Source organism: Shimia sp., from assembly GCF_049116215.1.
Taxonomy (GTDB): domain Bacteria; phylum Pseudomonadota; class Alphaproteobacteria; order Rhodobacterales; family Rhodobacteraceae; genus Shimia.
Window position 1 is genome coordinate 89,790 of record NZ_JAGDZB010000002.1, and the last position, 19,178, is coordinate 108,967.

Sequence of the window (19,178 nt, forward strand, 5' to 3'; positions counted from 1 at the left end):
ACATGACCAAGATCGTTTCCTCACTCGCCGAGATTTCCGACAACTACAAAGCGCTGTTTGTCGACCTCTGGGGCTGCGTGCACAACGGCGTCACCGCCTATCCAGAGGCCGTCGCTGCCCTGCAAGCCTACCGCGCCAAAGGCGGCATTGTGGTGCTGGTCACCAACTCCCCAAAACCCCGCGCCGGTGTCGCTGAACAGCTTGGCTCCTTTGGCGTGCCGGACGACGCCTATGACACCATCGCCACCTCTGGCGACAGCGCACGCTCGGCCATGTTCAATGGTGCAGTCGGGGAAAAAGTCTACTTCATGGGCGAATGGCAACGCGACGAAGGTTTCTTCCAACCGCTTGAAATCCTTGACAACCCTGTCGACATTCAACGCGTCCCTCTGGCCGAGGCCGAGGGCATTGTCTGCTGCGGTCCGTTTGACACCATGGCCGATCCGGACGTGAACCGCGCCGATTTCCTCTATGCCAAAACCAAAGGCGTGAAGCTCTTGTGTGCCAACCCTGACATCATTGTAGATCGCGGCGACGTGCGCGAATGGTGCGCCGGGGCGCTGGCCAAACTTTACACCGAAATGGGCGGCGAAAGCCTGTACTTCGGCAAGCCCCACCCGCCCATCTACGACCTCGCCCACCGCCGCCTTTCGGCCATGGGTGTCACCATCGCAGACGAAGACATCCTCGCCATCGGCGACGGCCCCCACACCGACATCTCCGGCGCCATGGGCGAAAACATCGATTCTCTCTTCATCACCGGCGGCCTCGCCGCAGCGGAGACAAAAACCGCCCACCAACCAGACGAAGCCGCGTTAACGAATTACCTCGCAGAACAGCAGGTCACCCCACAATTTGCGATTGGCAAACTGCGTTAACACAAAGGCGCTTGATCTTTCTGCAACCGCAAAGTAACAATATTGCCAATCAAGCTCGATGAGCGTTATTTAGTTGCACAGCCAATCCAAAAAATCGGAGGGCCAAATGTTGGACAACCTGCCCCGCGGCACAATCTTTATCGAAGACCTCGAAATCGGCATGACCCGCTATGTGCGCAAAACCGTGACCGATCAGGACATCGAGATGTTTGCCGCCGTGTCCACCGACCACAACCCGGTGCACCTGGACGAAGAGTATGCCCAAGACACCATGTTTGGCGGCCGCATCGCTCACGGCATGCTCACCGCCGGACTGATCTCTGCGGTGATCGGCGAACAACTGCCCGGCCACGGCACCATCTACATGGGCCAGTCGCTGAAGTTCCTTGCGCCTGTGCGCCCCAACGACACCGTGGTGGCTTCTGTGACCGTCACCGACATCGACTTTGCCAAACGCCGCGTCAAAATGGATTGCGTGTGCACAGTTGAGGGCAAAAAGGTGCTCGCAGGCGAAGCCACCGTGCTGGCGCCGTCGCGCAAGCTGGACTGATCCCCCAACCGAAAACTCCTCCAAACTCAAAGGGCGACGCCAAAAGCACCGCCCTTTTTGCTTTAGAACTTGCCGTTCTCATGCGCCATTTCAGCCGGGATCTCGCTCACCGTGCCCCAATGTTCCACGATCTCGCCGTCCTCAACTCGGAACAGGTCAAAGAACGCGGTATGCGCCTCACCCAGCACGCCCTCTGACGCAGCGAAAACAAAATTCCCTTCCGCAACAATCATATGCGTCGCGTCATAGCGCATCTCGATGCCAGCCTCCGCCATCATCTGCAGCGCCCCACCAAGACCTTCTAAGCCATCTGCAATCTGTGGATTGTGCTGCAGATACGTCTCCGTGGAGATGTAGTTAGCGATGTTCTCAGGAGCCTTCCCGTGCAAAACATCGGTCACAAACGCACTCACAAGCGCCTTGTTTTCCGCCGTCTTATCGCGGTCCACAATTTCTGTGACCCCATCGGTCATGGTCCGACCTGACGGGTTCGGCCCCGCCAAGCGCTGCAGGTTGTCCCAATGCTCCACCACTTTGCCGTCCGCCACCCGGAACACATCAAACGCCACCAGCGTCTCCGCCCCAAAGGCTTGCGCATTGTCAAAGGTGTTGTGCATCACCACCAGATCGCCCTCGGTGATAACCCGGTGCGTGGTTGCCGTCATGCCGCTCTGCTGGATCACCGGCACAAAGCCCACAATCGGCGCCGCGCCGGTGGGCACAGCCGGATTGTGCTGAATGTAGTCCGGCGCCAACAGCGCGCTGGCCGCCTCCGGGTCAAACTGGATGAATAGCGCGGAGAACGCGTTCAGCACGGTTTCGGTGATGGTCATTTTGGTCAGCCTCTCGAATCAGCTTGTTGCATGTATGGCAAGACGGTATGAATTTTGCACCAAGTATCAATTACGCACCTTAAAGGAACCAGGTATGGTCAAAGTAACCGCCCACACCAAAGAAGAGGCTGAAAACTGCCCGGTCCGCTCTGTCCTGACCAAAGTCACTGCAAAGTGGAACCTTTTGATTTTGCTCACTTTAGAGGACGGGGAGCTGCGCTTTGGCGAGCTCAAACGCGCCATCGGTGATGTCACCCAACGCGTGCTCACCGAGAACCTGCGCCTGCTCGAGCGCGACGGCCATCTCACCCGCACCGTACATCCTGGCCCGCCGCTGGCCGTGTCCTATGCGCTGACCGAGCAAGGCTTTGACCTGTTGCGTGTGCTCAAACCGCTAGTTGGCTGGGCGGCGCAGAACTTTGGCGACATCTCCGAAGCCCGCGCCCGCGCCGCCGAGTAACGCCACGCCGTCCTCTCTTGCGCCTGAGCAATCAAGGGGCTAACCCTGCCACATGCAGATCATTCGCGACTATCAGTTTGTGACCCCTCAAGATCGCGGCGCCAGCGTCGCGATTGGCAATTTTGACGGCGTGCATTTGGGCCACCAATCGGTGATCGACCTCGCCCGCAAAGCCGCACCCGATGCGCCTTTGGGCATCATGACGTTTGAGCCACACCCGCGCGAGTATTTCGCACCGGACGCCCCGCCCTTCCGTCTCGCCAGCGCCGAGACCCGCGCGCACCGCCTGGAGAAACTTGGCGTCGACAAGCTTTATGAGCTGCCCTTCAACACCGCGCTGTCCAGCCTCACACCAGAAGAATTCGCCCGTGATGTAATCGCCCAAGGCCTCGGTTTGGCACATGTGGTGGTTGGTGCAGACTTCTGTTTCGGCAAAGGCCGCAAAGGCACCGCCGAGGACCTTGTCGCCTTTGGCGAAACCTACGGCTTTGGCGTCACCATCGCACCGCTGGTGCAAGGCGGCGACGGCCAAGTCTCCTCCACCTCCATCCGCCAGGCCCTCTCCGATGGCCGCCCACGCGACGCCGCCAATATGCTGGGCCACTGGCACCGCATCGACGGCCCGGTGATTGGCGGCGAACAACGTGGCCGCGAGCTTGGCTTCCCAACTGCCAACATGTCCATCGACGATCTGCACCAGCCAAAATACGGCGTCTATGCCGTGTTGGTCGACGTGCTCGATGGCCCACATCACGGCAGCTACTTTGGCGCGGCCTCCATTGGGACACGCCCAATGTTTGGCGAAAACAAAGCCAACATCGAAACCTATCTCTTTGATTTCTCAGGCGACCTTTACGGCCACACGCTGTCTGTTGGCCTCGTCGATTACCTGCGCCCTGAGCTGAAATTCGACAGCCTAGACGCGCTGATCGCCCAGATGGGCGCCGACTGTGACCAAGCCCGCAAGATCCTAAACGCCCTATGACACGTCCCCCGTTCCTCAAAGCCCCCAGCGATCCCATCGCGCGCCATGGCCTGGCCAAACGCTTCTGGGAAAAGAAACCGCTGACCTCGCTCAACGACAAAGAGTGGGAAGCGCTTTGTGACGGCTGTGGCAAATGCTGCCTCAACAAGCTCGAAGATGAAGACACCGGCGAGGTCGCCCTGACCCGCGTCGCCTGCCGCCTGCTGGACGATGAGACCTGCCGCTGCACCCAATACGACATCCGCCACCAGTTTGTGCCGGAATGCATCGTGATGACCCCCAAGAACATCGACGAGCACGCCTACTGGCTGCCGCAAACCTGCGCCTACCGCCTGATCTGGGAAGGCAAGCCGCTCCACGACTGGCACCCTCTGATCTCTGGCACACCGGACACGGTGCATGACGCAGGCGTCTCGGTGCAGCATCAAACCGTGTCCGAATTCGACACCCCGCTGGAGCAGTGGGAAGACTTTATCATCGAGGAGCCCTCCTAATGCACTTTGCCTCTGACAACTCCGGCGCCGCACTGCCCGAGGTCCTCGCCGCCATCACCAAAGCCAACGAAGGCTATGCCATGGGCTATGGCGATGACGTGGAAATGGCGCAGGTCACCGCCAAAATCCGCGAGATCTTTGAAGCCCCAGAGGCGGCGGTCTATCTGGTCTCCACCGGCACCACCGCAAATTCACTGGCGCTCGCAACCCTCTGTGATCCTTGGCAAACCATCTTCTGCACGGAGGTGGCCCACATCCACAAAGACGAGTGCAACGCACCTGAGTTTTACACCGGTGGGGCAAAGCTCACGCTGGCGGCAGACAAAGACGTCGACAAAATGACACCCGCCTCCCTGCGCGCCGCCATCCAAGGCGAAGAAACCCGCGGTGTTCACGGCCCACAACGTGGCCCCGTCTCGATCACGCAGGTCACCGAATACGGCACCGTCTACACGCTCGCCGAACTCACCGCCCTCTGTGATGTCGCCAAATCCTACGACCTGCCCGTGCATCTGGACGGCGCGCGCTTCACCAACGCTATGGTTGCGCTAGGCTGCACACCTGCGGAAATGACCTGGAAAGCCGGTGTTGATGCGGTCAGCTTCGGCGGGACTAAAAATGGCTGCATGGGAGTCGAAGCGGTGATCTTCTTTGATCCCAAACACGCCTGGGAATTTGAACTACGCCGCAAACGCGGCGGCCACCTGTTCTCCAAACACCGCTACCTCTCCGCGCAAATGCTCGGCTACCTGCAAGACGACGTCTGGATCGAAGCCGCCACCAAAGCCAACGCCAACGCCGCCCATCTCGCAGGCGGCCTGCGCGCCATCGGAGCGACATTCAAATACCCGCCACAGGCAAACATGATGTTTGTCGCCCTGCCCCGCGCCACCCACAAACGCCTGCTGGACGCCGGCGCGGTCTACCACCTCTGGGACGGCACGCTAGAAGGTGACGACGCCGAGATGGTCACCGCGCGTTTGGTCTGCGACTGGTCGCTCAGCAAAGAGTTGATCGACCAATTCCTCGATCTGGCAGCGGGCAAGTAATCCAATGAGAGACAGCCTGCGCGCTAAAGCGGTTCAGATCTGCAACGACAAAATCGTCAAGAAAGGCGAGACCGTCGGCCTGTCCTTCTATGCCTTCTTTGCTAACAAGAACGACAACTCGGAACTGCTGATGGAAGCTGCCACATGGTGGATCCAAACCCACGAGTTGGATCACTTTGAAAAGGCGGCCAAAATTCGAGACATGATCCTGTCAGGCAAATAACCTCCTTATTGCCAATGCTGTGCATTGGCAGCGCCCCGTTGGCCGGAAGGGGCTTGCGCAGCAAGCTCCCGAGAGGTGAACCGCCCCCCACGGGGTAGGAGCTTTGCTTCCAGCCCCTCGGTTCGTGCGCCACCAAATTCAAATTCCGTAGGTACACCAAATTATCCCGGACTAAGGATCTATTCTTTGCAACCTTTACCTGTGTCCTTCAGACGGATATTCGTAAGTGATGAAAAGTGAAGACTGGTACAGGAATGAAGTATGGAACCCGGACATTGAACGGAATTTCCACAGCAAATTGTCCAACGCTCGCAGCCAAAGAGATCAATACCTCAAAATTCAGATTCTTTGCCTAACGGAACGGCATCCGCACGCGGCTCTTGGATTAGGCAAATTCTATTTTGAAACCCGAAGTGATCGCTCTTGGGACCTCGACGTCAAACACGCGACCGCGAAAGCCCACGAGCAGTTGAAAGACTTTGATGCCGCCTTGGAAGCTTACCGAGAGATCTTGAAGCACGAGTGTGACAAGCCATTCTTCCCATTTATGGCGCTTTTGGACGCACCGTACCTAATCGCAAGAAAGACCCTTAAAAGCGAATTCTCATTTGCTCTGGAAACATTGACGAGAGCGGAACTCGAGTTTTCGAAACGTGGCATAACGCATGTTGTGGAACAATTTATTCTACATGCCTCACATGCCATTATCCGCAATCATTCAAAACAAAAACCTGAGGCGCGCGACCACGCGGTGGTTGCCTTGAAATTGGCGGGGGTTACAGACAGCGGCCTCCGGTATCATCGCAAAGTGGGATTGGTTGGACCCGAGTATCAGAAAACCATCCTCACCTTGAAATCAATCACGTCCGGTTACCCTCGCATTTTTTTGGAGCTTGCAGCAAAATTCGGCTAACGCTCAACCGTCCGCCGTACCTCAGCCGCCCCCACGGGGCGGGCGCTTCGCTTCCTAGCCCCTCGGTTCGGACGCAGTTTTAGCTCTCTGAACGTAGCTCACTTGGCACAGCGGCAACACCCAACTCTGCAACGCCTGGAAAAACGCCGTTGGCGTCCACGGCTTGTGACCATGTTAAATGCACCACAAATAGCGCGACGCCGCTGGTCCCGGTTATTTCGATCAAAACGTCATCAGAGGCGCTGTCTCTGGCAAGCACTTCTGTTCGATGCAAGCAATTCCAAAGCGGGTGACGCCTCCCCACTTCGACTTTCAGCTGTACCAAAAGGCTCAACGCTTCTGCGCAATCAATGCGCTTCCAACTGCCCCAATCAAACTCTTGTCGATCTGACACAGTGCACCCACCATCATTCACAAAAAAGGTTCTAAACTCATCCTAATCAAAAGCACTCCAGCGTCCGCCGCACCTCAGCCGCCACCACATCCGCATGGGTAATCATGCCCATGTGCCCCGCGCCAGCCACGGTCACCCGCCGCCCATTCTGCGCAGCAGCAGCAACCCCATCACAAACCGGCTTCATGATCGCAGGGCTCTCCGCCCCGTCCATCACCACCACCGGCACGGCAATCTTGCCCAGTCGCGGCATGATGGTGCCAACGTCTTCCAGCACATCTTGCTGAGAGGCCACCACAAACGGCACCTGCCGCGTGAACGTCGCGCGGGTCTCTTCCGGCAACGCCTCCCACGGCGTGCCATCGCCCCATTCCTGAACAAACATGCGTACCGCCGCTTCCGGATCACCAGCGTCATTGAGGGCAAACACCTGCCCCATATGCGCATCATTCTTGGCCACGGCCTCCGGCGCAGCCGCCTTGGCCGCCAACATTGTCACCGGCTCAAACAAGGACAAAGAACGCACAAGATCTGGCCGCTCAATCGCCAACCGCAGCCCCAGCAGCCCGCCGTAGGAATGCCCAATCACATCCACCGGCCCATCCAGACGCGCCAATATCGCATCCAACATGGTCTGCCCGGTCAACGTACCCGGCACATACGCTGCGCTACGCCCATGGCCCGGCATGTCCGGCGCTTGAATGGTCAACAGATCGTCCAGCGCCGCGCCGATGCCGCGAAAGGCGCCCGAGTGCCCAAGGTTGCAATGCAGCGCCAAAGCCGCACGCGGCCCCTGCCCCAACACACGCCAATGCATGTCGGGCGTCTTTCTGGTGTCCAATGCCATGGTCCTTAAAGTGTCCTTACAACTCACCCGCCAAATGCGCGTCCAAATCGTCCAACCGGTCCTGTCCCCAGAACCGTGCCCCATCGTCGGTCACATAAAACGGCGCGCCAAAGGCCCCCGCGTCCATCGCCTCATCCAGGTTGCGGGCATAGGTCTCCGCCCCCACCAGCAACCCGCTGTCCGCCAGCGCCGGTTCAAACCCGGCCTCAACCAGACAGGCGCGGATCACGTCATCCTGCGCAATGTCCTTCTCCTCAGCCCAGCACGCCCGCGTAAACCCATGCGCCAAAGCACCCAGATCACCGCCACCCGCATTGGCCGCCGCGATAAACGCATAAGACGACGGCGCCATATTGGTGGGCCAATGCGCCGGCTTCAGGTTAAACTCCATGCCCAACTTCTTAGCCTGCCGCACCAATTCCTGCGCGCGGTATTCCTGTCGGCTGACGTGACGTTCTTTGGGTGGCGTGCCCCCCGTGCGGCCAAAAAGCGCAACAATATCGAGCGGCTTATAGATAATATCCGCACCGTGTTTCGCTGCGATCTCTTCCAGACGGGTGCCTGCAAGATAGGTGTATGGAGAAATTGTTGAGAAATAATAGGTGATCGTGGCCATTTTTGCCTCCCATAGCTCGCACGTCGCTTTGCGCGACGTTAGGGCCATGTTAAGGCGAGTGCAACGTCACGAATCTGTCACCAAAGCCACCTGGGGATTACCGCGCTATGGCCACCATTCTTGAACCGAAACTGATCACTGGCAATGCCAACAAACCGCTTGCCAGCGCCATCGCGCGGCGCATGTCGATGCACCGCGGCAGCAACGTCAACCTGATCGACGCCCGTGTAGAGCGTTTTAACGACGCAGAAATCTTTGTCGAAGTTTACGACAACGTGCGCGGCGAAGACATGTTCATCATCCAGTCGACCTCCAATCCGGCCAACGACAACCTGATGGAACTGCTGGTGATGTCCGACGCTCTGCGCCGCTCCTCGGCCAGCCGCATCACCGCTGTGATCCCCTACTTCGGCTACGCCCGCCAAGACCGCCGCACCAAGGCCCGCACGCCCATCACCGCCAAGCTGGTCGCCAACATGATGGTTGAAGCTGGCATCGAGCGCATCCTGACCATGGATCTGCACGCTGCGCAGATTCAGGGCTTCTTCGACATCCCGGTCGACAACCTCTACGCCTCGCCAGTGTTTGCGCTCGACATCAAGGCGCAGTTCAAAGACCAGCTCGAAGACGTCATGATCATCTCCCCGGACGTGGGCGGCGTGGCCCGCGCTCGTGAACTTGCCAAACGCATCAACGCGCCGCTGGCCATCGTCGACAAGCGCCGCGAGAAGCCGGGCGAGATCGCCGAGATGACCGTGATCGGCGACGTCAAAGGCAAGAAATGTATCATCGTAGACGACATCTGCGACACCGCCGGCACGCTCTGCAAAGCTGCCGAAGTCCTGATCGAGCACGGCGCCACCGAGGTGCACAGCTATATCTCCCACGGTGTTCTGTCCGGCCCGGCGATTGAGCGCATCACCAACTCGGTGATGAAGTCTCTGGTCATCACCGACAGCATCGAGCCCACCGAGGCCGTGAAAGGCGCCGCCAACATCCGCATCGTGCCCACCGCCCCGATGTTTGCCCAGGCGATCCTGAACACAGCCAACGGCACGTCCGTGAGCTCGTTGTTTGAGACAGAGACGCTGGAACCGGCCTACGAAGGCCTGTTCAAAGCCTGATCTGAGCGGGTCAATTGAGATAGAGAAAGCCCCGACGGAGACGTCGGGGCTTTTTTGTTTTGGTGTGCTGTCCACCCTGGGGCCGCATTAACCGAAATCGCAACGGACGCCAGTGAGGACCTCACAACGACAAATGCTGCACAGCGTACCAACGTCCACTTGCTGTACAGGGCGCTGGCAGCTACCGAGTGTGACTGGTCAGAGTTTCCACTCGAAGCGGACCGCTTTCTCAGACTCATCCCAAAGACGAGCCATGACGGCTTTGTCATGAGCATGCGCGTTCAGTGTGCCTTTGCCGACTGGCCCAACGGCTTCCAAACGACCCGTTGGGCCGTATAAAGCGCGTTGCTCGGTCAGCGCCCCTTCGGTCGCACACATGACCTCAGGGTTTGAGCCTTGCTCAGCAGTCTGGACCATTGGCGTCTTGGTCATCAACCACCAGATGAAACGCATTGTTCGACTGCCGCTAGTGGAGATCAGTGATGTGGCAGACGACCCCGGATGACATACAAAGACCTCGACATCCTTGCGTCCAGCCGTGGCCAAACGGTCCTGCAGTTCATAGGCGAACATCATCTGCGCCAGTTTGCTCTGCGAGTAAGCGGTATTTGCACCGTAGCCCTGATCCCAATTCATGTCATCGAACTTGATGGTCTTGAGCCCCATGTTGTAGCCAAGGCTGGCAACGACCACGACACGGCCATCACTTTCGGCGATGCGCTCAAAAAGCAGACCATTGAGCAGAAAATGTCCGTAGTGGTTGGTGCCTAGCTGGCTTTCGAAGCCATCGACGGTCAGTTTGCGCGTCGGAACCTGCGCAATGGCCGCGTTGTTGATCAGCGCGTCGATGCGGGGCACGGTCTTCAAGACTTCGTCGGCGGCCTCGCGCACGCTGTCCAGAACGGACAGATCCATGCGGATAAAGCTCACATCGACCTGCGCCCCGAGTTCCTGTTTCAAGCCCGCAATTGCCGCAGCAGATTTTTCGGCCGAGCGGTTCAACATCACCACCTTTGCGTTCTTCTTGAGAAGCGTGCGTGCAGCCTGAAAGCCAGCACCGGCGTTGGCTCCGGTGATAAGGTAGGTTTTGCCTGATTGATCTTCGAGGCGCTCGGGTGTCCAGCCTTTGGGGCCGTATGTGGTATCTGCCATTTTTTCTCCTGTCAGCCCGCGCTGGCTGTTCTGGGTGATTATGCCTGGATGCACAGATACAATCTGATACGGCATGGAAACAGGCGACATTCTCTTAATTTCTTGCCCATTCGTCTCGCACCTATTGCAAAGGCACAAGTCCTCTGTCAGCTAGTGTGCATGAGCAAAGATCAGATCAAAGACCTCATCGAGAGCCGCCTGCCCGAGGCCGGCCTTGTCGACACCGCCTTGAAAGGGGTCCAGCTTTTTCGAGTGACCGAGGCCATGCCCTGCGTACCCGCAATCTACGAGCCCACGGTTGTGGCCATTCTCAGTGGCACGAAAGAGGCCGTTTTGGATGGTAAGCGCCATGCCTATAGCAGCGACAAATACCTGCTATGCCCAATGACTATGCCAGTGGAGGCTGGTACGCCACAGGCATCCGAAGCGATCCCACTGCTCGGCGTCGTGATCACTTTGGATCCACGAACGATGCGCGAACTCACCTTGGAAATTGAAACAGCCGATGGTGGCACTCGACCAGCGCAGAGAAGTGCACCTTCGGCTTTGGCATTGTCGTCCTGGGATGTCGGCTTCACACAGGCACTGCAGCGGCTTCTCGAATTACTCGAGAAACCTAATGATCTGGTGGTGCTAGGAGCGGGACGATTGCGCGAACTGTGTTACGCGGTCCTCATGGGCGAGGCCGGGGGAGCTGCAAGACGTGCCTTTGGTGTCGGTAACGAAATCGCGCGAACCATTGACTACCTCGCAACCCACCTCAACGAACAGGTCACCATCGACGATATGGCCGCCCACGTCGGCATGAGCAGGGCGGTGTTCCATCGACGTTTTAAAGAAGCCACGACTATGTCCCCGATACAATTCGTGAAATCCATGCGGCTCAACAACGCCGCGATGAAGATCGCGGGAGGAATGAACGTGTCGGAGGCAGCCTGGGACGTGGGCTACCAAAGCGCATCTCAATTCAGCCGTGAGTTTAAGCGCATGTACGGGCAGTCGCCCCGGCAATGGAGCAACGCAACACAGGTGCCTCAACGACTGAACTAAGGTGCGCTGGTTGACATATGTCTATAGCGATTTTCCAGTTTAAGTGGTGCAATCAAGACTAGGTGCATCGAGCCACATGTCGGCTCAGTTCGCAAACCAAACCCCATCCAAACCAACCCTCCCCCAGTAAACCCTTTATCAAGCCTCTTTCTGCATAGTCCGCGTGAAACACCTCGCCAGCAGAAAGCCGGTTCCTATGTCGATTGCCTCCTCTTTGCGTCTTGCGCTTCTCTCTGTCAGCCTCCTGGCGACCCAAGCGCAGGCCAATAGCGTCTCCCTGATTCAGAACGGTTTCTTTGCGCAACGCGCCTCCTTCAACGACACGTCGCCCCGTGAACCGCAACAACCTGCCCTCGCGCAACCGACGGACGCCGATACCAGCCGCGGCGCACTGGCCTTGCGCCCCGGCACTGCCAGCCTGTTCCGGGGCCGTGCCACCGGCGGCCTCTTTGCGCCAGTGCTAACGCAGGTCCTGCCGTCCGCCGCCAAGCAGCTGATGACCCTGATTGCCGGGGCGGAAGCGGGCAAGGCTGGCTATGACGCCGTGCAATATGGCGCCCGGATCAAGCCTGCCGCGCCCCCCACAAAAATGACCATCGCCGAGATCTATCAGTGGATCGACAACACCCCGGGACAGCCCCATGCAATTGGCCGCTATCAGTTCATCCCCGCCACCCTGCGCCGCCTTGTCCGCCATCAGGAAGTGCCGCACGACAAGATATTCAGCCCGGAGATACAGGACCAGCTGGCCCACCAGTTGCTGGAAGAGGCCGGACTCAGCGATTTCCAGTCCGCCGAGATGTCGCGCGCGACCTTTATGCTCAATCTTGCCAAGATTTGGGCGGGCTTGCCCACCTCGACCGGCAAATCTTACTACGAAGGTTATGCCGGCAACAAAGCGGTCTACTCTTGGGACTATTTTGACACCCACTTCAAAAAGATCTTTCCAAGCTAACGGCTGACGCGGCTTTAAAGGGGCCTGGCAATGGTGATCGGACTGTCGATAAAGCGGACGATAATCACTGCGTGAAAAGACCACGCCAAGGGTCCGCTCTGGGCTGGTTGCTTAGCGCGGTGAGGCCCGCGTCCTGCACCGCCCCCATTCCCGCCCGCCCCGAATCTTTCCAGTCCCAGACGACCCGTCAAAATTGCCCTCAAAAAACCCAACCAATTTTCTGACAGAGTAGAGCAAAACCCAACTCAAATACCCTTTAGGTTGTTTTTCGCAAAGAAATGCACGCATGTGACTTGTTCCCGTCTCCCCTTTGGGTCTAGCTGTCGGACATATCCGCCAACAGGACTCTCTCACATGCCCCCAACACTGTCCTCAGGGACCGTGCGCCTCATTATGGCGCTGTTCTTCCTGCATCCCTTCGCGCTTGGCGGATGGCTGCCTCATATTCCGTTTGTGCAATCCAATTTGGAGCTCAGCAACGCACAGCTGGCGCTGGCGCTGCTCGGCCTGCCCATGGCCTTTGTATTTATGTCAAAGTTTGCCGCCAAAATTGTGGCCAGACATGGCGCGCCCAAAGTCCTGCTCACCATGTTTCCAGTTCAGGCGGTGACCGTTGTCCTGCCACTTCTCGCGGTGGACCACATCACTTTGTTCCTGGCGCTGCTGGTCTTTGGCGCGGCGATGACCTTCCTCAATGTGGCGCTCAACGTCTACGCGGGTCAGCTGGAGAAGGCCGCAAAGAAATCGGTGATGAACCGCTGCCACGGCTTCTGGGCGCTTGGCCTGACGGTCAGCTCTTTCTTGGCTGCCATTTTCACGACCGCGGTCTCGCCGGTGATCACCGTGCTGACCCTCACCACAGCCACAACCCTCCTGGCCCTTTGGTTGGCACGCCCGCTGCCCAACCTGCGCCCGCAATCTGCTGACACCCCGAGCAAAACCAAACGCCGCAAGCTGCGCGATTACCCAACAACCCTGTTCTTGATTGTGCTCTTTGTGATTTCCGTGACCATGGCAGAGGGTGCAATGGCCAACTGGGGCGCCGTTTATATGGCTGAACGCCTGCCCGAAGGCACCAGCACCGCAGGTCTTGCAATCACCGTGTTTTCCGCCTTTGTTGCCTTTGGCCGCTTCATTGGAGACTACCTGAAAACCCGCATGGGCAGCACCAATCTCGCACGTATGAACGTCGGCCTGGCCATCATCGGCCTGCTGATCCTGGTGGCGCCTTTCCCGCCACTGGCGTCTTTTGTCGGCTTTGCCTTCATTGGACTTGGCCTTTCGGTTGGCTTCCCGCTGGCCGTGTCTGCCGCCGCCGCACTGGAAGATGAACATGACGCCGACAACATTGCCTTCTTGTCGGTCATGGCGATCGGCACCAATGTCGTCGCCCCGCCCATCATCGGCCTATTGGCAGACCACTTTGGCATCTCCCTTGCCTTGGCCGCGCTGCTGCCAGGCCTCTGCCTCAGCTTTGTGATGGCCCGTCATTTGACGCCACAGCCGGAGTTGCAAAAGACGGTCCCTGCCTAAGTCCTGATCGTTCTTAACCTTCAAGACCGCCCACACCCGCCTGCCACGCGCAGGCGGGTGCCTTTGTTTTATAGGCAAGTTCAGAGCCTTACGCCTTTGGGACAGGGCACCCCCCCAAAAACCACCGAAATTTACCAAAAAGTGAGTTGTCCCTAGGCCGTTCCGCAGTAGACTGAACCTCCACTAACGCTCCTGACTTCTTTTCCCCCCCCGCGCCTTCCCACTCTCAGGCGCCGTTGATGAGTTCTCACGTGCTGACCAGTTTAAAAATCCAATCTTTCCTCTCCGTGGCCAAACAGAGCCTCAAACAACGCATGCGTCCGCAGGTGCGGGCGCGTCGCAAAACCACCCCTACACCAACGGGCACGCCGGCCGATCCCGCCGCCTTTTTTGCCTGGAGCCTAGAGCGCCACAAAGAGGCCCGTGCGCGTCAAATGGTGATCTCTGGCGACAACGGCCGCTTATTGCCGGAAGTCTCCGCGCTTGCGCCTCATTTGCGCAAACTCTGCATCCGCCACACGCCCATCACGAATATTGCCGCGCTGCGCGGACTGCCCAACTTGCAGGCGCTGGAAATCATCGCCTCACCGGTCACGGATCTGTCGCCGCTCGCAGATCTGCCAGAGCTGAAAGAACTCAATCTGTCGCTGCCGTCCGACATTGACGTGACCTTACCCGACCTGCCCAACCTGCGGCGGCTCAAAATCTCTCATCCGGGCAAGCCGGTCCACCTCGGTGCTCTGCCCTGCCTGGAGCAGGCTGACCTGCTGGCCTTATGTGATACGCTGCCCGCGCTCACCCAAAGCCCAAACCTGACAGACCTCAAAACCCGCGTTTCCCAGGGCCAATCGTTGACGCCGCTGGCACAGGCAGACGCGCTCACCACGCTGTCCCTGCGCTGTGACGGCAAGGTCGACATCACACCGCTTGCCAACTTGCAACTGCTGGACACGCTGGACCTGTTTGGCGCGGACACCACCGACCTTTCCGCCCTGGGCACCCTGCCCGCGCTCACAACCCTGTCGCTGTGGAACACCCCGGCCACACGGTTTAACGCCTTGTCTCAGGCCGCTGGGCTGGAAACCCTAACCATCCAATCACTTGGCCAGATCACCGATCTCAGTTTTGTCACCCCTCTGAGCGAACTGAACCATCTGTCAATTGGCTCGGTCTCCCATTGTGACCTCGCGCCCGTCGCGTCCCTGCGCAAGCTTGCCTACCTGTTGCTGCAAAGCGCTGACCCGGATCTGGACCTCGGCCCATTGGAGCACTGTGACACGCTGCGGACGCTGCATTTCCAGCTGGCGGAGGACTTAGACCACCAGATGCGCGCGCCGTGGCCGGAACTGCCCAACTTACAAAACCTCAGTCTCTCTGGCACCAACATCAGCTCGATCAATGGACTTCAGCGATGCAGGTTGCTCAAGAACTTAAGGTGTACCGGAACCGCGGTTAACGACCTCTATCCGCTGCGCTCGCTGCCCTATCTGGAACAGCTCGACATCTCCGGCAGCCAGGTCGCCGACCTCTCGGTCCTGCTCACGTTGCCAAAATTCACAAAGCCAAGCCCCTATTGCACCTTGGCACTCAATGATACGCCCGCATTGCAAAGCATGCACGAGTTAGACGCCTTGGCGGCGAGCTCCAATGGGCGGGACTACGACCACACCCGGCACCTGATGGCCAATCGCGTTGTGGTGCTACTTCAAGATCAGGCAGCCGAGTCCAGCGAACGCACGGACGCTTGAGACGTAAATCAAAAGTTGCGGCGCCGTGACGCCGCAACATATTCAAAAACTGTGGACAGTCGCAAAGCAGACGCAATACCGACGTCTTACCGACGTGAAAATCAGCCGTTGCTTTCGGCCTTTTCTTCCAACAACAGCCACTCCTCCTCCGCGTCTTGCAACGCCGTTTGACGCTCCACCAACGCCTCTGTGGCTTTCTGGAATTTCACCGGCTCCTTTGAGAACAACTCCGGATCCGCCATAAATTCTTCCAGCTTGGCGATCTCCGCCTCAAGCCGTCCCATAACACCCGGCAATGCCTCCAACCGATGCTTCTCGGTGAAGCTCAAACCAGCCGCAGGCGCGGCTTTTTCGGCCTTTGCCTTTTCTGCCTTCTGCTTTGATTTCTCACCTTTTTTCGGCGCATCATCCAAACGTTGCGCGCGATAATCAGACCAGCCTCCTGCATAGGTCACCGCCTGCCCATTGCCTTCCATTGCAATGGTTGTGGTGGCCACCCGATCGAGGAAATCCCGGTCGTGGCTGACCAACAGTACGGTGCCGTCATAGTCATCTAACAGTTCTTGCAGAAGATCGAGGGTCTCCACATCCAGATCGTTGGTTGGTTCATCCATGACCAGAAGATTGCTCTCCTTGGCCATCAGTTTCGCCAACAACAACCGCGCCTTTTCGCCCCCCGACAAAGACCGCACCGGCGCTCTTGCCTGACGGTCATCAAACAGAAATTCCTTAAGGTATCCAACAACATGCTTGGGGTTCCCACGTACCATCACCTGATCGGCTTTGCCCGACACCCGCATCTCCGGGTCGCCTGTAAGGCTGTCCCAAAGCGTCATCTCCGGATCCAACTTGGCCCGCGCCTGATCAAACACAGCCGGCAGCAGATTGGTGCCCAACGACACGGTTCCCGCATCCGGTTCCAGCTCGCCCATCAGCATTTTAATCAACGTGGTTTTGCCCACACCGTTTGGTCCTACAAAGGCAACACGATCTCCGCGTTGAACTGTCAGCGAAAAGTCCTGAACAATGCTCTTGCCATCATAGGACTTCGCCAAGCCTTTGGCGTCTATCACTTTTTTACCAGACTTCGGTCCCGCCGACAGCTCCATCGCCGCCGAGCCCTGTCGCTTGATCATCGCAGACCGTTCCGACCGCAGATCTTTCAACGCCCGCACACGCCCTTGGTTGCGCTTACGCCGCGCGCTGATGCCTTCCACAGCCCACCGCGCCTCAGCCTTGATCTTGCGATCCATCTTGTGGCGCTGCAGGTCTTCTTCGTCCCAAACCTTGTCGCGCCAGGCTTCAAAGTCCTCAAAGCCTTTCTCCTGACGACGCACCATTCCCCTGTCAATCCAAAGGGTTGCACGAGTCAAAGCACGCAAAAATGCCCGGTCGTGGCTGATCAGAACATAGCCTGCACGGGTTGCCTTCAGTTCTTCTTCAAGCCAGGCAATCGCCTCAATATCGAGGTGGTTTGTGGGCTCGTCCAGCAACATCAGTTCTGGCGCTTCCGCCATCAGGCGCGCCAAAGCTGCCCGCCGCCGCTCCCCCCCAGAGGCCGTCTCAACCGCGCGTGCCGGATCAAACTTCAACCCTTCACCTGCGCGCTCAACCTTGTACATCTCTCCCGGCTCCAAAGCCGCAGAAGCAAAATCACCAAGCGTGGCAAACCCTTTCATATCAGGATCTTGCTCCATGTACCCCACGCTCACGCCCGGTGGTACAACGATGTCGCCGCGGTCTGGTTCCACCAACCCGGCCATCACCTTCATCAAGGTGGATTTGCCCGACCCGTTGCGCCCTACAAGCGCCACCCGATCGCCGGGTTGCACCACAAGGTTCAACTGATCAAAAACCGGATCTCCGCCAAATGTCAGGGAGATATCGCTCATCTGTAAAAGAGGTATACGTGCCATGGCATGCGCCTAGCCCGCAGACGCCGCCCCGTCAACCGCGCCTACGCGGCTAGCAGGCCAAAGCCCGCAAAAGTCGTTTGCGGGCCGCCGGGATCGCCTTCACCTCAACGCCGGTAAACACATGTAACGTATTCATTTTCTGATCGACCACCGCATGGTCGCTGACCCAACCACCCATCAAAAGATAGCTACGCAGCATGGGTGGCATGCTCAACTGCGCCGCCTTGAGATTGGGCTGACGCCGCAACCGGGAGGCAAAGCGAAACACATTGGGCGCCTTCACCCGCGGCAACCATCGCTTTGGCGCCAGATGCCGATCGCGCAACATCGCAAAACTATCAAGGTAGCCGCTGGTGTCCGTGCCCTCAAAGGAGGCGCAGCCAAACAGCAGTTCCACATTGTTTTCATCCACATAGCTGGTCATAGCGCCCCAAGCGATGCGCAGCACGTCCGCATCATGTACCTCCGGATGCATACAAAACCGCCCCATTTCTACCATGCGGCCAGGATAGGTTTTTAATGCCTCCAGCTCATAAAACTGTGCCGAATAACTGCGATTGATGTCTGCCCCGCCGTTGAGAGGTAACATCCTGAAAACACAAACCAATCTCCCATTTGAGACATCTTCAATCAGGTAATGTTGGCAGAGTGAATCATACGCATCCACATCAAGCGCAGTGTCATCGCCGTAAAAAGCCAATTGGCGCAGCCGTTGCGCAGCCTGCAGGTCACGCGCTGTTTGCGAAACCCGCACACGGTATCGACCAACCTGTTGAATCGCCTCATCCATCTGCATCCCTTTCCGGCGCCAGCCTATCAGAGATAGCGGTGACATCCGAATGACAAACCTACAAGGTTGGATCACGCTGGCAGTTTAGAAGCTTCCGTTGCTCGCGGTTGGCGCGCCAGATGGCCCAAAGTTGCCAATGTTTGCCCCCAGTTGACGCAACAAACCACCGGTCTCAATCCCGTTGTCAGTGATACGACGCTGCAACGGCACAAACCGCCCATCCTCCAAGGCGTAACGCTCAAGGTTCCGCGCTATGCCATTGGTGTCAAACCCAATAACCACCACCTGACGATCAACAACTTCGGGGCGCGTTGGGCCAAAATGTTTGATGCGCGAACGCACATAAATATAGCCACTGTCGTCCCGAACCCCGGAGGCGGACGGTGGTCCGAAGGTCTCGACAACCGTGTCCCGCGTGTCCACACCCAACGTGATGGACGCGAGCTCTTCTTCGGTCGGGACATAGCCATGATTGCGATAGCGCGTGGCACAGGATGCCAAGGACAGCATGGCCGCTCCCATGACCGCATATTTGATCACTTTGGTTCGCATCTTCATGCCTGCCCTCTTGCCTTGGCCCGTCTTGCCTTTTATCTCGCTTACAGAAGGAACGCGTATGGTTCAAGATGACAACACGTGTCCAAAACACAACCGATCTCAACTCAAAG

General features: G+C 58.1%; 21 protein-coding genes. 13 read left to right on the forward strand and 8 right to left on the reverse strand.

Annotated features, from left to right (window positions below):
* Positions 1-2 precede the first annotated feature (2 nt).
* Positions 3-878 (forward strand): TIGR01459 family HAD-type hydrolase, encoded by an 876-nt coding sequence (locus JXR15_RS06015; protein ID WP_422052339.1) that lies wholly within the window; start codon positions 3-5, stop codon positions 876-878.
* A gap of 106 nt (positions 879-984) precedes the next feature.
* Complete coding sequence (locus JXR15_RS06020; RefSeq protein ID WP_422052340.1) at positions 985-1,428, forward strand: MaoC family dehydratase; 444 nt, start codon at positions 985-987, stop codon at positions 1,426-1,428.
* A gap of 62 nt (positions 1,429-1,490) precedes the next feature.
* On the opposite strand, the gene JXR15_RS06025 is transcribed toward JXR15_RS06020, so the two are convergent.
* Positions 1,491-2,261, reverse strand: coding sequence for a nuclear transport factor 2 family protein (locus JXR15_RS06025; protein WP_422052342.1), 771 nt, complete (start codon positions 2,259-2,261; stop codon positions 1,491-1,493).
* A 94-nt stretch (positions 2,262-2,355) separates the two neighbouring features.
* Between JXR15_RS06025 and JXR15_RS06030 the strand changes: the two genes are divergently transcribed.
* From JXR15_RS06030 to JXR15_RS06055, 6 genes are all read left to right on the forward strand, one after another.
* Positions 2,356-2,721 carry a winged helix-turn-helix transcriptional regulator gene (locus JXR15_RS06030; protein ID WP_294113445.1) on the forward strand — a complete coding sequence of 122 codons (366 nt, stop codon included), beginning with the start codon at positions 2,356-2,358 and terminating at the stop codon, positions 2,719-2,721.
* A 52-nt stretch (positions 2,722-2,773) separates the two neighbouring features.
* Positions 2,774-3,706, forward strand: a complete 933-nt coding sequence (locus tag JXR15_RS06035; RefSeq protein ID WP_422052343.1) for a bifunctional riboflavin kinase/FAD synthetase — start codon at positions 2,774-2,776, stop codon at positions 3,704-3,706.
* Positions 3,703-4,200 carry a YcgN family cysteine cluster protein gene (locus JXR15_RS06040; protein ID WP_422052345.1) on the forward strand — a complete coding sequence of 166 codons (498 nt, stop codon included), beginning with the start codon at positions 3,703-3,705 and terminating at the stop codon, positions 4,198-4,200. The genes JXR15_RS06035 and JXR15_RS06040 overlap by 4 nt, the downstream gene beginning before the upstream one ends.
* Entirely contained in the window at positions 4,200-5,249 is a 1,050-nt protein-coding gene (locus tag JXR15_RS06045; RefSeq protein WP_422052347.1) for a threonine aldolase family protein, read from the forward strand. Before JXR15_RS06040 ends, JXR15_RS06045 begins: the two co-directional genes overlap by 1 nt.
* Before the next feature lie 4 nt (positions 5,250-5,253).
* A complete protein-coding gene (locus tag JXR15_RS06050) occupies positions 5,254-5,472 on the forward strand; it encodes a DUF6500 family protein (protein ID WP_422052348.1) in 219 nt (72 codons plus the stop codon).
* 229 nt (positions 5,473-5,701) lie between these two features.
* The gene (locus tag JXR15_RS06055; protein WP_422052349.1) at positions 5,702-6,385 is read left to right on the forward strand and encodes a hypothetical protein; all 684 of its coding nucleotides are present in this window, start codon (positions 5,702-5,704) and stop codon (positions 6,383-6,385) included.
* 79 nt (positions 6,386-6,464) lie between these two features.
* Here JXR15_RS06055 and JXR15_RS06060 read toward each other — a convergent pair whose 3' ends face one another.
* Genes JXR15_RS06060 through JXR15_RS06070 form a run of 3 tightly spaced genes read right to left on the reverse strand, consistent with a single transcriptional unit; the run spans position 6,465 to position 8,242 of the window.
* Complete coding sequence (locus tag JXR15_RS06060) at positions 6,465-6,779, reverse strand: hypothetical protein (RefSeq protein ID WP_422052350.1); 315 nt, start codon at positions 6,777-6,779, stop codon at positions 6,465-6,467.
* A 46-nt stretch (positions 6,780-6,825) separates the two neighbouring features.
* Positions 6,826-7,626, reverse strand: coding sequence for an alpha/beta fold hydrolase (locus JXR15_RS06065; protein WP_422052351.1), 801 nt, complete (start codon positions 7,624-7,626; stop codon positions 6,826-6,828).
* A gap of 16 nt (positions 7,627-7,642) precedes the next feature.
* Positions 7,643-8,242, reverse strand: a complete 600-nt coding sequence (locus JXR15_RS06070) for a 2-hydroxychromene-2-carboxylate isomerase (RefSeq protein ID WP_422052352.1) — start codon at positions 8,240-8,242, stop codon at positions 7,643-7,645.
* A gap of 107 nt (positions 8,243-8,349) precedes the next feature.
* Here JXR15_RS06070 and JXR15_RS06075 point away from each other — a divergent pair, with 107 nt between their 5' ends.
* Positions 8,350-9,366: a ribose-phosphate pyrophosphokinase gene (locus tag JXR15_RS06075; protein WP_422052353.1), complete on the forward strand. Its 1,017-nt coding sequence runs from the start codon at positions 8,350-8,352 to the stop codon at positions 9,364-9,366.
* Positions 9,367-9,564: 198 nt separating this feature from the next.
* Here JXR15_RS06075 and JXR15_RS06080 read toward each other — a convergent pair whose 3' ends face one another.
* A complete protein-coding gene (locus JXR15_RS06080; RefSeq protein ID WP_422052354.1) occupies positions 9,565-10,518 on the reverse strand; it encodes an SDR family oxidoreductase in 954 nt (317 codons plus the stop codon).
* A 159-nt stretch (positions 10,519-10,677) separates the two neighbouring features.
* On the opposite strand from JXR15_RS06080, the gene JXR15_RS06085 reads away from it, so the two are divergent.
* From JXR15_RS06085 to JXR15_RS06100, 4 genes are all read left to right on the forward strand, one after another.
* Positions 10,678-11,568: an AraC family transcriptional regulator gene (locus JXR15_RS06085; protein ID WP_422052355.1), complete on the forward strand. Its 891-nt coding sequence runs from the start codon at positions 10,678-10,680 to the stop codon at positions 11,566-11,568.
* A gap of 196 nt (positions 11,569-11,764) precedes the next feature.
* Positions 11,765-12,523 (forward strand): hypothetical protein, encoded by a 759-nt coding sequence (locus JXR15_RS06090; protein ID WP_422052356.1) that lies wholly within the window; start codon positions 11,765-11,767, stop codon positions 12,521-12,523.
* A 354-nt stretch (positions 12,524-12,877) separates the two neighbouring features.
* Positions 12,878-14,056 carry an MFS transporter gene (locus tag JXR15_RS06095; protein ID WP_422052357.1) on the forward strand — a complete coding sequence of 393 codons (1,179 nt, stop codon included), beginning with the start codon at positions 12,878-12,880 and terminating at the stop codon, positions 14,054-14,056.
* Positions 14,057-14,295: 239 nt separating this feature from the next.
* Positions 14,296-15,804, forward strand: coding sequence for a leucine-rich repeat domain-containing protein (locus JXR15_RS06100; protein ID WP_422052358.1), 1,509 nt, complete (start codon positions 14,296-14,298; stop codon positions 15,802-15,804).
* A gap of 101 nt (positions 15,805-15,905) precedes the next feature.
* Here the strand turns inward: JXR15_RS06100 and JXR15_RS06105 are convergent, their stop codons facing one another.
* The 3 genes from JXR15_RS06105 to JXR15_RS06115 all read right to left on the reverse strand — a co-directional run bounded on the left by JXR15_RS06105 (position 15,906) and on the right by JXR15_RS06115 (position 19,068).
* Positions 15,906-17,720, reverse strand: a complete 1,815-nt coding sequence (locus tag JXR15_RS06105) for an ABC-F family ATP-binding cassette domain-containing protein (protein WP_422052359.1) — start codon at positions 17,718-17,720, stop codon at positions 15,906-15,908.
* 49 nt (positions 17,721-17,769) lie between these two features.
* Positions 17,770-18,510: a GNAT family N-acetyltransferase gene (locus tag JXR15_RS06110; protein ID WP_422052360.1), complete on the reverse strand. Its 741-nt coding sequence runs from the start codon at positions 18,508-18,510 to the stop codon at positions 17,770-17,772.
* A gap of 84 nt (positions 18,511-18,594) precedes the next feature.
* The gene (locus tag JXR15_RS06115; protein WP_422052361.1) at positions 18,595-19,068 is read right to left on the reverse strand and encodes an outer membrane protein assembly factor BamE; all 474 of its coding nucleotides are present in this window, start codon (positions 19,066-19,068) and stop codon (positions 18,595-18,597) included.
* Positions 19,069-19,178 lie beyond the last annotated feature (110 nt).